We start from the raw sequence: 13,362 nt of genomic DNA, 5'->3' as shown, positions 1-13,362 counted from the left end.
CTCCCTGCGCCTGACCTCTTTCCGCGCCTGAGGTCTCCCCGCGCCTGAGGCTTTCCGCGCCTGAGGTCTCCCCGCGCCTGAGGCTTTCGGCGCCTGAGGTCTCCCCGCGCCTGCCGACTCCCGGCGTCTTACGACCTCCGGCGCCTCACTGCTCCGTGCGCCGCCGGATCTTGTTCCCCAGCCACACCAGCGGGTCGTACTTGCGGTCCACGGCCCGCTCCTTCAGCGGGATCAGCGCGTTGTCCGTGATCCTGATGCCCTCGGGGCAGACCTCGGTGCAGCACTTGGTGATATTGCAGTAGCCGAGCCCGTGCTCCTCCTGCGCGGTGCTCTTCCGGTCGAGTCCCTCCTCGGCCGCCGCGTCCAGCGGGTGCATGTCGAGTTCGGCGACCCGCATCAGGAACCGCGGACCCGCGAAGGCGCCCTTGTTCTCCTCGTGGTCACGCACCACATGGCAGGTGTCCTGGCAGAGGAAGCACTCGATGCACTTGCGGAACTCCTGCGAGCGGTCCACGTCCTCCTGCATCATCCGGTACTCGCCGGGGGCGAGGTCCTCGGGCGGTACGAAGGAGGGCACCTCGCGGGCCTTGGTGTAGTTGAAGCCGACGTCGGTGACGAGGTCCCGTACGACCGGGAAGGCCCGCAGCGGGGTCACGGTGATCGTCTCGTCCCGCGCGAACGTGGACATGCGGGTCATGCACATCAGCCGCGGCCGCCCGTTGACCTCCGCGGAGCAGGACCCGCACTTCCCGGCCTTGCAGTTCCACCGCACGGCGAGATCGGGCGCCTGGGTGGCCTGCAGCCGGTGCACGATGTCGAGCACGACCTCCCCGTCGTGCACCTCGACCTCGAAGTCCTCCAGGCCGCCGCCCTCGGTGTCCCCGCGCCAGACCTTGAAGTGGGCTTCGTAAGCGGTCGACGCATCTGTGCTCACTCGGAAAGCTCCTCTTCGGCTAGGTACTTGACCAGCTCCTCCTTCTCGAAGAGGGCCAGCAGGTCCTGGCGGATCGGATCGGTCCGCCTGCGGCTGAGGCGGATCTGGCCGCGCACCGGGTCCGTCGCCGCCAGGTTGCCCGTCGGGTCGGCGAGGCGGCAGAGCAGGTTGACCGGGCGCCACACCCGGTCCATGTCCGGATAGTCCTCACGGGTGTGCCCGCCGCGGCTCTCGGTGCGCTCCAGCGCGGAGCGCGCGATGCATTCGCTGACGAGCAGCATGTTCCGCAGGTCGAGCGCGAGATGCCAGCCCGGGTTGAACTGCCGGTGCCCCTCGACCCCGGCCCGCCGGGCCCGTACCCGCAGCTCGGCGAGCTTCTTCAGAGCGGTGTCCATCTCCTCCTCGCGGCGGATGATCCCCACGAGGTCGTTCATCGTCTGCTGCAGCTCCTGGTGCAGGGTGTACGGGTTCTCCGCGGTCGGCGGCGCATCCGTACCCTCCTCGGGCGCCTCCGCGGAGAACGGCCGCAGTGCCTCCGCCGCCGCCAGGTCGATCTGCGCCTCCTCGATCATGGGCCGCGCCTCGCCGAGCCCGGCCGCGTACCGCGCCGCGTGCAGCCCGGCCCGCCGCCCGAAGACGAGCAGATCGGAGAGGGAGTTCCCGCCGAGCCGGTTGGAGCCGTGCATCCCGCCGGCGACCTCACCGGCCGCGAAGAGTCCGGGCACGCCGAGCGCCGCCGCGGTGTCGGATTCGACGGCGATCCCGCCCATCACGTAGTGGCAGGTGGGCCCGACCTCCATCGCCTCGGCCGTGATGTCGACGTCCGCCAGCTCCTTGAACTGGTGGTACATCGACGGCAGCCTGCGCCGGATGGCATCCGCGGGCATCCGCGAGGAGACGTCGAGGAACACCCCGCCGTGCGGCGAACCGCGCCCCGCCTTCACCTCGGCGTTGATCGCCCGCGCCACCTCGTCGCGGGGCAGCAGTTCGGGCGGGCGGCGGTTGTGGTCCGGGTCCTCGTACCAGCGGTCGCCCTCCTCCTCGGACTGGGCGTACTTCTCCTTGAAGACATCCGGGATGTAGTCGAACATGAACCGCTTGCCCTCGGAGTTCCGCAGCACCCCGCCGTCCCCGCGCACCGACTCGGTGACGAGGATCCCCTTCACCGAGGGCGGCCAGACCATCCCGGTCGGATGGAACTGCACGAACTCCATGTTCATCAGCGGCGCCCCGGCGAGCAGCGCGAGCGCGTGCCCGTCGCCCGTGTACTCCCACGAGTTGGACGTCACCTTGAAGGACTTGCCGATGCCGCCGGTCGCCAGGATCACGGTCGGCGCCTCGATCACGAAGAAGCGCCCGGTCTCCCGCTCGTAGCAGAAGACCCCGGCGACCTTCCCGTCCACGTCGTCCTTCAGGATCCGAGTGACCGTGCACTCCTGGAAGACCTTCAGGCCGTGCTCGTACGAGCCGTGCCGCCGGTGGTCCTCCTGCTGAAGGGAGACGGTCTTCTGCTGCAGCGTCCTGATCAGTTCGAGGCCGGTGCGGTCGCCGACGTGCGCGAGGCGCGGGTACTCGTGCCCGCCGAAGTTGCGCTGCGAGATCTTTCCGTCCCGGGTGCGGTCGAAGAGCGCGCCCCAGGTCTCCAGCTCCCATACGCGGTCGGGGGCCTCCTTCGCGTGCAGCTCGGCCATCCGCCACTGGTTGAGGAACTTGCCGCCGCGCAGGGTGTCGCGGAAGTGCACCTGCCAGTTGTCGCCCTCGTTGACATTGCCCATGGAGGCGGCGATCCCGCCCTCGGCCATCACCGTATGGGCCTTGCCGAAGAGCGACTTGCAGATCACGGCCGTCCGCGCGCCCTGCTCCCGCGCCTCGATCGCGGCCCGAAGACCGGCGCCGCCCGCGCCCACCACGACGACGTCCCACTGCTGCCGTTCCACTGTCGTCATCGCATGCACCCCGTCATCAGTCGCAGGCACCCCGTCATGAGTCGCACGCACCCCGTCATCAGAAGAACCTCGGATCGTCGAAGGCGCCGCTTGCGACCAGATAGACGTAGAAGTCGGCGAGCGCCACGCTGATCAGCGAGGCCCACGCGAGCAGCATGTGGTGCCCGTTCAGGCGGCCCACGAACTGCCACATCCGGTAGCGCACGGGATGCCTGGAGAAGTGCTTGAGCTTGCCCCCGACGATGTGCCGGCACGAGTGGCAGGAGAGGGTGTACGCCCAGATCAGCACGATGTTGAGCAGGAAGACGAGGGTGCCCAGGCCCATGTGGCCCCACGCGTAGTGCTCGTCGCGGAAGGCGAGCACGGTGTCGTAGGTGAGGATGCCCGCCACCGGGACGGCCGCGTAGAAGAAGTAGCGGTGCAGGTTCTGCAGGATCAGCGGGAAGCGGGTCTCACCGGTGTACTTGCCGTGCGGCTCGGCGACCGCGCAGGCCGGGGGAGAGGCCCAGAAGCTCCGGTAGTAGGCCTTGCGGTAGTAGTAGCAGGTCAGCCGGAAGCCCAGCGGGAAGACCAGGATGAGCAGCGCGGGCGAGAGCCCCCACCAGCTGCCGAAGAGTTCCCAGTTGGGGCCGCCCTTCATGGGCTCGCAGTTCTCGGCGAGACAGGGCGAGTAGAACGGCGAGACATAGGGCGCCGCGTAGTAGTCGGCATTGGCGAAGGCCCGCCACGTCGAGTAGACGACGAAGGCGAGCAGCCCCGCGAAGGTCACTGCGGGCTGCAGCCACCAGCGGTCCGTGCGCAGATGCGGGGCGGCGATGGCGGCACGGCCCGCGCCGCGCACCCCGCCCTCGTCCTGACTGAACTTCCTGGAGGCATGGGGATCTGTGCCAGTGGCCAACGTCGGTCTCCAGTCGATACGGCTCTCGGTCCTGGGGTGCGGGTGGCTCAGGCGTTACGGGCGCTTCTGGAGCGCGGTCGGCTCGGGAGCTTGGACGGCTCGGGAGCCCGGCGGCTCAGGGCGCGTGCCGGTCGCTGGCGCCCAGGCCCTCGTCATCGGCATCGGCCCACAGGGACCGGTCGTAGGGAGCATCGGGAACGCCGACCATCTCGGGGCGCTGCTGCGGTGACGTTCCGGGCGCAGCGGCCTCCCGGAGCAGCGTGAGACTGTCGCGCAGATGCTCGGCGTCGGTGTGTACCCGGCGGATGTCGAGTCCCGGGCTCACCTGCTGTTCCAGTCGTGCGATCGCTCGGTTCAGGTCTTCGAGACAGCGCTGTGCGGCCGTCAGTTCATCGCGCAGGGACATCACTTGCCCTCCACTCGCCTTGTCGCGGCGGGATCCCATGGGATCGTGCGCCTGCGAGTGTTGCGCGTCACATCCCTGATTGTGAAGGGATCTGCGCGGATTCCCCCGTACGAGGCGGACAGGGGGCCTGAGGGCGTCCATTCGGGGGCCGGATCGGAGCGTACGGGTGCGGTACGGGGCCGGATTGGGCCGCATGGGTGGGCTTCTGGCCGCCCGCCGCCGTGTCGCGGGCGCCGTCTCGGAGGGATCCCCTTCAGTGGGGCCAGTATACGTGTGATCAGCCTCAAATACCCCCAAAAGTGAACGAACCCGGCACCTCCCAGGCGAGCGCGGTGGCCGGGCGAGCCCCGGAGGTCCCCAGCCATGCCCTCACGCGATCCCGCCGTACGCACCCGCGTCCGCCCCGCTGTGCGGGCGAGTGTCTTCCTCCTCGCGGGCGTGCTCGCGCTGCCCTCGCTCGCCGCGTGCGGCAGCGAGGACTCGGGCGGCACCCCGTTCGCCGCCCAGGACATCGCGGCCGCCGAGCGTGCGAGCATCGCCGACGGGGGCACCGTGACCTGGGCCGTCGACGCGCTCCCGGAGACCTTCAACGCCTTTCAGGCCGATGCGGGACGGGCAACCACGAGGGTCGCCGGTGCCGTACTGCCCTCGATGTACGAGATGGACGAGCGCGGCCGTGCCGTACGCAACGCGGACTACCTGGAGAGCGCCGAGGTCGTCGAGACCGAGCCCAAGCAGGTCGTCCTGTACAAGCTGAACCAGCAGGCCGTGTGGAGCGACGGCCGCGAGATCGGCGCCGCCGACTTCGCCGCCCAGTGGCGCGCCCTGTCCGGTGCGGACTCCGCCTTCTGGACCGCGCGCAACGCGGGCTACGAGCGGATCGAGAAGATCCAGAAGGGCGCCAACGACCTGGAGGTACGGGTCACCTTCGGCAAGCCGTACACCGACTGGCGCTCCCTGTTCTCGCCGCTGTACCCGAAGGAGATCACGGGCACGCCCGACTCCTTCAACGACGGTGCACGGGGGAAGCTGAAGACCACGGCGGGCCCCTTCCGGATCGCGAAGGTCGACGGCAAGGCCGAGGAGATCACCCTCACCCGCAACCCGCGCTGGTGGGGCGCGCCCCCGAAGCTGGAGAAGCTGGTCCTCAAGGCCGTGCCGCGCAAGGAACGCGCCGAGGCGCTGGCCGCGGGCGAGCTCGACATCGCCGAGGTGAGCCCGGCCACCGCCGAGCGCATCGCGCTCGCCGCCCGCGACAAGGGCGCGAGCGGCCCGCTCAACCACGGACCCGGCGCCGAGCTGACCCCGGCGAAGGCGCTGCGCGCCTGGGCCGTCGCCCACGACCCGGAGGACGAGGAGCGCGCCGAGAAGGCCGCCGCCGCGATCGAGAAGACCCACACGGCGATCCGCGTGTACGCGAAGGAGCAGAAGGTCCTGAGCGGCTTCGCGCTCCGCAAGTCCCTCGAACCGGCCTACACCCAGCTCGCCCTCAACGGCTCCGCGGGACCGCTCGCCGACGAACGCGTACGGCGGGCCGTGGCCCGCGCCATCGACCGGGAGGAGCTGGCCCGGCTCGTGCTGGGGCCCCTCGGGCTCCCGGCGGACCCGGTCGGCAGCCATGTCGCCCTGGCCGGCCAGGAGGCCTACACCGACAACAGCGGCGCGATCGGCGAACAGGACACCGCCGAGGCGAGCGCGCTGCTCGCGGACGCGGGCTGGGTCAAGGGCGGGGAGGCCGAGACCGCGGGCAGCAAGGGGGAGAAGGGGGAGGAAGGGGAGAAGGGGGAGGAAGGAGGGAAAGCAGAGAAGAGCGATGCAGGGGATAAGGAAGGCAAGGGCGACAAGGGAGACAAGGGTCCGGAGTCCGGCAAGGACCGCGAGGACTCCGAGGACTCTGAGGACTCCGAGGCCGGCAAGGACTCCGAGGAGGACGAGAAGTCCGAGGCGGCCGACGGAGACGGCACGTACATCGTCGGCCGGCAGGACGACAAGCCGCGCGCCGATCCCCGTATCGAGGCCCGCCTGGACCACCACCCCGAGGCGCAGCTCAAGCGCGAGGAGGACCGCGGCACGAAGGAGGAGGCGCACCGCGGCGGCGCCCAGGGCGCCTACGCCCCGAAGGGCACCGCGGCGCCCAAGCCGGCCGGCGGGCCGCTCGCGAAGGACGGCAAGGCGCTGAACCTGAAGTTCGTGCTGCCCTCGGGTCCGGGATCCGAGCAGCTGCGGGCGGTGGGTGAGCGGATCCGGCAGATGCTGGAGGAGATCGGCATCAACGCCGAGATCACCAAGGTCCCCGATGTCGCGTACTTCAAGGACCACATCGCCTCCGGCCAGTTCGACATGGCCCTCTACTCCTGGCCCGCGTCGGCCTACCCGGCCACCGACGCCCGACCGATCTTCGCCAAGCCGCAGCCGGCCGCCGACGGCTCGCTGAACGTCGAGCAGAACTACGCCCGTGTCGGCAGCGACCACATCGACCAGCTCTTCGACCAGGCCCTGGCCGAGCTGGACGAGGAGGCCTCGCGTGAGCTGGTCAAGAAGGCCGACGCCAGGATCTGGGCCGTCGCAGGATCGATTCCGCTCTACCAGCGCCCCGAGCTGGTGGCCGTACGCTCCGGCCTCGCGAACGTCGGTGCCTTCGCCTTCGAGACCCCCTCGTACGAGAACATCGGCTACCTGAAGCCCGCGAAGCCCGCCAAGCCCGCCAAGCCCGCCGAGCCGGAGAAGCCCGCCGAGCCCGGGAAGCCGGAGAGGGCCTCGGAGCCCGCGAAGGAGAACGAGTAGCGGCGGCGAAGCGGAACCCGTAGCTCAGAACCCGCTCAAGTCCCTTGCCCGCCGGTCCGCCGGCGGGCAAGGTCGTCTGTGACCCGTGCGCTACCCCCACATGGGCTCCCGGGGCCGAAAAACCGCAGATCAGACCGGTTCCCGGGGGCCGCGCAGGCCGCCGCGGCCCACCCCACGTAGGATGGGGTAAGGCCGTGGCGTGTCCAGCCCGGCGCGGCGAACGCGTACATCGGACCACCGAAAATACGCACAGCCGCTCGCAAGCATCACTGTCCCGGGAGAAGCACCGCACGTGCCCACGCGCCACGACATCCGCAATGTCGCCATCGTCGCCCATGTCGACCACGGCAAGACGACCATCGTCGACGGCATGCTCAAGCAGGCCGGCGCCTTCGCGGCGCACCAGCTCGACTCCGTCGACGACCGCGTCATGGACTCGAACGACCTGGAGCGTGAGAAGGGCATCACGATCCTCGCCAAGAACACGGCGGTGAAGTATCACCCCAAGGACGGCGGGGACCCGATCACGATCAACATCATCGACACCCCCGGCCACGCCGACTTCGGTGGCGAGGTCGAGCGCGGTCTGTCGATGGTCGACGGTGTCGTCCTCCTCGTCGACGCCTCCGAGGGTCCGCTCCCGCAGACCCGCTTCGTGCTGCGCAAGGCGCTGCAGCAGCGGCTGCCCGTGATCCTCTGCATCAACAAGACGGACCGCCCGGACTCCCGGATCGACGAGGTCGTCAACGAGACGTACGACCTGTTCCTGGACCTGGACGCCGACGAGGACCAGATCGAGTTCCCGATCGTCTACGCCTGCGGCCGCGACGGCATCGCCTCGCTGACCAAGCCGGACGACGGCACGGTCCCCGCGGACTCCGACAGCCTGGAGCCGTTCTTCCACACCATCCTGGACACCATCCCGGCCCCGTCCTACGACGAGGAGGCCCCGCTCCAGGCGCACGTCACCAACCTGGACGCCGACAACTTCCTCGGCCGTATCGCACTGCTCCGCGTCGAGCAGGGCGAGCTGCGCAAGGGGCAGACCGTCGCGTGGATGAAGCGCGACGGCAGCGTGCAGAACGTCCGCATCTCCGAGCTGATGATGACCGAGGCGCTCACCCGCAAGCCCGCCGAGGTGGCGGGCCCGGGTGACATCTGCGCCGTGGCCGGTATCCCGGACATCATGATCGGCGAGACGCTCGCCGACCCCGAGAACCCGGTCGCGCTGCCGCTGATCACGGTGGACGAGCCGGCCATCTCCATGACCATCGGCACCAACACCTCCCCGCTGGTCGGCCGCGGCGGCACCGGCAAGGGCGCGGACGCCAAGGCCGCGGTCAAGGACCGCAAGGTCACCGCCCGCCAGGTCAAGGACCGCCTGGACAAGGAGCTGATCGGTAACGTCAGCCTCCGTGTCCTGGACACCGAGCGCCCGGACGCCTGGGAGGTGCAGGGCCGCGGTGAGCTGGCCCTGGCGATCCTGGTCGAGACGATGCGCCGCGAGGGCTTCGAGCTGACCATCGGCAAGCCGCAGGTCGTCACCCAGGAGATCGACGGCAAGACCCACGAGCCGGTCGAGCGCATGACGATCGACGTGCCCGAGGAGCACATGGGCGCGGTCACGCAGCTCATGGGTGTCCGCAAGGGCCGGATGGACAACATGTCGAACCACGGCTCCGGCTGGGTCCGCATGGAGTTCGTCGTTCCCTCCCGCGGCCTGATCGGCTTCCGTACGGAGTTCCTCACGCAGACCCGCGGCACGGGTATCGCGCACTCCATCCACGAGGGCCACGAGCCGTGGTTCGGCACCCTGGCGACCCGTAACAACGGTTCGCTGGTCGCCGACCGCGCCGGCGCCGTCACCGCCTTCGCTATGACCAACCTCCAGGAGCGCGGCGTCCTGTTCACCGAGCCCGGCACCGAGGTGTACGAGGGCATGATCGTCGGCGAGAACTCGCGCTCCGACGACATGGACGTGAACATCACCAAGGAGAAGAAGCTCACCAACATGCGCTCGGCCTCGGCCGACTCCTTCGAGGCGATCGTGCCGCCGCGCAAGCTCTCCCTGGAGCAGTCCCTGGAGTTCTGCCGCGACGACGAGTGCGTCGAGGTCACCCCGGAGGCCGTCCGCATCCGCAAGGTGAACCTGGACAAGACGGAGCGCGCCCGCGCGGCCTCGCGCGCCAAGCACAGCTGACGTCCGCGTCAAGGCTGCTTCAAGGCTGGTCGAACGGCCCGACTTCACGCCAACCCCGGCGTAGAGTCGGGCCGTTCGGCTGCCCGCCGTCGGTCCGTCGCCGGCCCGCCCCGCTCCTCGTGAGCTTTCTCTCGCCGCCTGTACGCTCCGTGCGAGCGTGAACGCGACGCGTGTCGGTGCGCAACCGGTTTTCCTCGCCGCTCCGTCCGGAAAGCGGACGCCCCTGACCGATAGATGTGTAACGAGTCCGTTTCGCGAGCATCTATCTCGGATCGGTTTGTCCGTATTTCGGAAGAAGTGGGTGTCAGGTGTGATCGAACCGAGACCAAAAGGGTGTGGTCGGCTCGTAGCCCATGGCTAATAGTTGACGGCGTAGAGCTCGGGTCAATGGGTCACGCGCTGTGGGGAGCGCCGACTCACGAGCACACTGGGGTACTCGATCTCCGCCGTCAGGGGTGTCGGCGAGATCTCCTGTGCCCCCTCTTGTAGTGAACACAGTGGACTCATGAGGAGGAACCCATGCGTGGTGCCAAGAGCGCCAAGTGGGTCGCGATAGCCGCCGCGGTGGCACTGGCTGCGACTGCCTGCGGTGGAAGCGACGACGACAACGGCGGCAAGGGCAACGGTTCGGGCGGCAAGATCGACCCGAACGGCATCGTGAAGCTCGCCAACAGCGAGCCGCAGGAGCTCCTGCAGCCGGCCAACACCCAGGAGACCGCGGGTGGCCAGGTCGTCCGCGCCCTGTGGACGGGTCTGGTGGACTGGACCACCGAGGGCGACCTGGTGATGCGCAACGCCGAGTCGGTCGAGTCCCCGGACGGCCAGACCTGGACCGTCAAGCTGAAGCCGGGCTGGAAGTTCCACAACGGCGAGGCCGTCACCGCCAAGTCCTACGTGGACGCCTGGAACTGGGCCGCCAACAGCGAGAACAAGCAGAAGCTGTCCTTCTGGTTCGCGGACATCAAGGGCTACGAGAAGCTCGCCCCCGAAGAGGGCAAGCCCACGGCCACCGAGCTGGAGGGTCTGAAGGTCGTCGACGACAACACCTTCACGATCACCCTGAACAACCCGGTCAGCTACTTCAACTACAAGCTGGCCTACAGCTCCTTCTACCCGATGCCGAGCGAGGCCATCAAGGACCCCGAGGCCTTCGGCGAGAAGCCGGTCGGCAACGGTCCCTACAAGTTCGTCAGCTGGGACCGCAAGAAGAAGATCTCGGTCGTCCGCTACGACGACTACAAGGGCAAGAACAAGGCGAAGAACGGCGGCGTCGACTTCGTCAACTACCAGACCCTTGAGGCCGAGTACGACGCGGTCGCGTCCAACCAGGCCGACATCACCACCCAGGTCTCGCCGACCAACCTCCCCAAGTACCACGAGGACTTCGGCGACCGTGCGGTGGACGAGCCGATGGCCGGTATCCAGTCCATCCAGCTCAACTTCGAGGCTCCGGGCTGGAAGGACAAGTCCGACGACGAGCTGAAGGCGCTCATCAAGGGCATCTCCAAGGCCATCGACCGTGAGACGATCACCAAGACCGTCCTCAACGGCACCCGCATCCCGGCCGACGCCCTGACGGCGCCGGGCCTCAAGGGCACCCTTTACGGCACCGGTGTCGGCAACGAGTCCATCTCGTACGACCCGGCCGCCGCGAAGAAGCTCATCGAAGAGGGCGGCGGCGTCCCGAAGAACACGATGTACATCTCGTACAACGCCGACGGTGGCCACAAGGAGTGGGTCGAGGCGACCTGCAACAGCATCCGCGAGGCGACCGGCGTCGAGTGCAAGGGCGACTCCTACCCGGACTTCCAGTCCGACCTGAACGCCCGTGAGGCCGGCAAGACCAAGGCCTTCTACCGCGGTGGCTGGGTGCTCGACTACCCGGTCAACGTGAACTTCCTGAAGGAGCTGTACCACTCCAAGGCTCCCTCCAACTACGGCAAGTTCAACTACAAGAAGGTCGACGAGATGTTCGCCGAGGGCGACAGCGCGGCGACCCTCGACGAGACGGTCAAGAAGTACCAGGAGGCCGAGAAGTACCTCCTGAACGACGTGCCGATGCCGGCCATCCCGCTGTGGTACTACGCGACCAACGCCGTCCACAGCGAGAACGTGACCAACGTCCACTTCGACCTCGCGAACTTCTCGATCGTCGAGGATGTCCAGGTCCTGAAGAAGTAGTCGTCCCGTCGACTAGCCGTATACCGGGCGCGCGCCGGCAATCCCGACGCGCGCCCGGTGTCGAGGAAGGGCCGCACGGGGTGCACTCCCACGGGGTGCCCCCGGCCCTTCCTGCCGTTCATATGGAGGAGTTATGGGGCGTTATGTCGTAAGGCGACTGCTCCAGATGATCCCGGTTTTCATCGGGGTCACCTTGCTTGTGTTTCTCGCCATGTACGCGCTGCCCGGCGACCCCGTGCGGGCGCTCTTCGGCGAGGGGCAGTTCGACCCGGCGTTCGTCGAGCGCAAGCGTGATGAGCTGGGTCTCAACGACCCGATCTGGCAGCAGTACCTCAACTACCTGTGGAATCTGCTGCACGGCAACTTCGGTGAGCAGATCGCCCGCGGTACCCCCGTCTCGGAAGTCATCGGGGACGCCCTGCCCAACACGCTGCGGCTGACGCTGCTGGCCGTGCTGATCACCATCGCGGTCGGCATCCCGCTCGGCCTGATCGCGGGGCTGAAGGCCGGCCGCTGGCTGGACTCGCTGATCCTGGTCGTGGCGCTGCTGTTCGTCTCGGTGCCGATCTTCGTCTTCGGCTTCCTGGCCAAGTGGCTCTTCGGCTACCAGTTGAAGATCGTCGAACCGGTGGTGCAGGACGCGGAGAACTGGGGGCAGCTGATCATGCCCGCGGCGGTTCTCGCGGCCCTTTCCCTCGCGTATGTGATCCGGCTGACCAGGACCTCGGTCGCCGAGAACATGCGCTCCGACTACATCCGCACCGCCGTCGCCAAGGGACTGCCCCGCCGCAGGATCATGAGCATGCACCTCCTGCGCAACTCCCTGATCCCCGTGGTCACGTTCATCGGCGTGGACATCGGCGCGCTGCTCAGCGGCGCGGTGATCACCGAGGGCATCTTCAACATCAACGGCATCGGCAGTGAGCTCTTCGAGGCGCTCTTCCGCCGTGAGGGTTCGACCGTCGTCGGCATCACCACCCTGATCGTCATCATCTACCTCATCGCCAGCCTGGTCGTCGACCTGCTGTACGCGGTGCTGGACCCGAGGATTCGCTATGAGTGACCTGTCGCACGCGGACGCCACCGCGACAGCCACGGCCGAGACCGCCGCCCCGGCGGTCCAGGAAGCCGAGCCGACGGTAGGCAAGCCGCGTTCTCTCGCCATCGACGCACTGATGGAACTGCGCCGCAGCCCCATCTTCCTGATCTCCGCCACGATGATCCTGCTTGTGGTCACCATGGCGCTGTTCCCCGGACTGTTCACCGACGCCGACCCCCGGCACACGGACCTGGCCAACAAGTACCTCATGAAGCCGTCGTACGGCGACGTCTTCGACGAGGGATGGCTGGGCTACGACGGCCAGTCGTACAGCATCTGGGCCCGCATGGTGCACGGCACCCGCGCCTCCCTGATGGTGGGTCTGCTGACCACGCTGATCTCGTTCGCCCTCGGCGTGATCACCGGCATGCTGGCCGGCTTCTACGGCGGCTGGGTCGACACGGTGCTCTCGCGCATCGTCGACATCTTCATGGCCATCCCGTTCCTGCTCGGCGCCATGGTGATCCTGACCCCGTTCGAGGTCACCAACCCGATGGTCGTCGTGTTCGTCCTCTCGTTCTTCGGCTGGACGCTCGTCGCCCGTGTGATGCGCGGTTCGGTGATCACCGTCAAGCAGCAGGACTACGTGGCGGCGGCCCGTGCACTCGGTGCAGGTACCGGGCGCATCCTGATGAAGCACATCCTGCCGAACGCGATCTCCCCGGCGATCGTGATCGCCACGATCTCGCTCGGCGGCTACATCGGAGCCGAAGCAGTGCTCTCCTTCCTCGGCGTGGGCCTTGAGGCACCGACCATCTCGTGGGGTATGGACATCAACTCCGGTGGTCAGTACATCCGCAACGCGCCCCACGTGATCTTCTGGCCGAGCCTCATCCTCAGCTTCACCATTCTGGCGTTCATCATGCTCGGCGAGGCCGTGCGCGACGCCTTCGACCCGAAGTCGCGCTGAGGGA

At 68.2% G+C, this 13,362-nt stretch carries 9 protein-coding genes; 5 read left to right on the top strand and 4 right to left on the bottom strand.

Going from position 1 to position 13,362, the window contains the following annotated elements:
- Window positions 1-145: 145 nt before the first annotated feature.
- From ACLF6P_RS16810 to ACLF6P_RS16795, 4 genes are all read right to left on the bottom strand, one after another.
- Window positions 146-934: a succinate dehydrogenase/fumarate reductase iron-sulfur subunit gene (locus ACLF6P_RS16810; protein ID WP_415951170.1), complete on the bottom strand. Its 789-nt coding sequence runs from the start codon at window positions 932-934 to the stop codon at window positions 146-148.
- Window positions 931-2,880, bottom strand: coding sequence for a fumarate reductase/succinate dehydrogenase flavoprotein subunit (locus tag ACLF6P_RS16805; RefSeq protein ID WP_415951169.1), 1,950 nt, complete (start codon window positions 2,878-2,880; stop codon window positions 931-933). Before ACLF6P_RS16805 ends, ACLF6P_RS16810 begins: the two co-directional genes overlap by 4 nt.
- Before the next feature lie 58 nt (window positions 2,881-2,938).
- Window positions 2,939-3,778 (bottom strand): hypothetical protein, encoded by an 840-nt coding sequence (locus ACLF6P_RS16800; protein ID WP_415951168.1) that lies wholly within the window; start codon window positions 3,776-3,778, stop codon window positions 2,939-2,941.
- A gap of 115 nt (window positions 3,779-3,893) precedes the next feature.
- A complete protein-coding gene (locus tag ACLF6P_RS16795) occupies window positions 3,894-4,184 on the bottom strand; it encodes a hypothetical protein (RefSeq protein WP_415951166.1) in 291 nt (96 codons plus the stop codon).
- A 363-nt stretch (window positions 4,185-4,547) separates the two neighbouring features.
- Between ACLF6P_RS16795 and ACLF6P_RS16790 the strand changes: the two genes are divergently transcribed.
- The 5 genes from ACLF6P_RS16790 to ACLF6P_RS16770 all read left to right on the top strand — a co-directional run bounded on the left by ACLF6P_RS16790 (window position 4,548) and on the right by ACLF6P_RS16770 (window position 13,358).
- Complete coding sequence (locus ACLF6P_RS16790; protein WP_415951165.1) at window positions 4,548-6,968, top strand: ABC transporter family substrate-binding protein; 2,421 nt, start codon at window positions 4,548-4,550, stop codon at window positions 6,966-6,968.
- Between the two features lie 292 nt (window positions 6,969-7,260).
- Window positions 7,261-9,168 carry a translational GTPase TypA gene (typA, locus tag ACLF6P_RS16785; protein WP_415951164.1) on the top strand — a complete coding sequence of 636 codons (1,908 nt, stop codon included), beginning with the start codon at window positions 7,261-7,263 and terminating at the stop codon, window positions 9,166-9,168.
- A gap of 519 nt (window positions 9,169-9,687) precedes the next feature.
- Complete coding sequence (locus ACLF6P_RS16780; RefSeq protein ID WP_415951163.1) at window positions 9,688-11,349, top strand: peptide ABC transporter substrate-binding protein; 1,662 nt, start codon at window positions 9,688-9,690, stop codon at window positions 11,347-11,349.
- Window positions 11,350-11,482: 133 nt separating this feature from the next.
- Entirely contained in the window at window positions 11,483-12,412 is a 930-nt protein-coding gene (locus ACLF6P_RS16775; protein ID WP_415951162.1) for an ABC transporter permease, read from the top strand.
- Window positions 12,405-13,358: an ABC transporter permease gene (locus ACLF6P_RS16770; protein ID WP_415951161.1), complete on the top strand. Its 954-nt coding sequence runs from the start codon at window positions 12,405-12,407 to the stop codon at window positions 13,356-13,358. The genes ACLF6P_RS16775 and ACLF6P_RS16770 overlap by 8 nt, the downstream gene beginning before the upstream one ends.
- Window positions 13,359-13,362 lie beyond the last annotated feature (4 nt).

Source organism: Streptomyces lothianensis, assembly GCF_047779955.1.
Lineage (GTDB): Bacteria > Actinomycetota > Actinomycetes > Streptomycetales > Streptomycetaceae > Streptomyces.
This window is presented reverse-complemented; position numbering and strand designations above follow the sequence as displayed.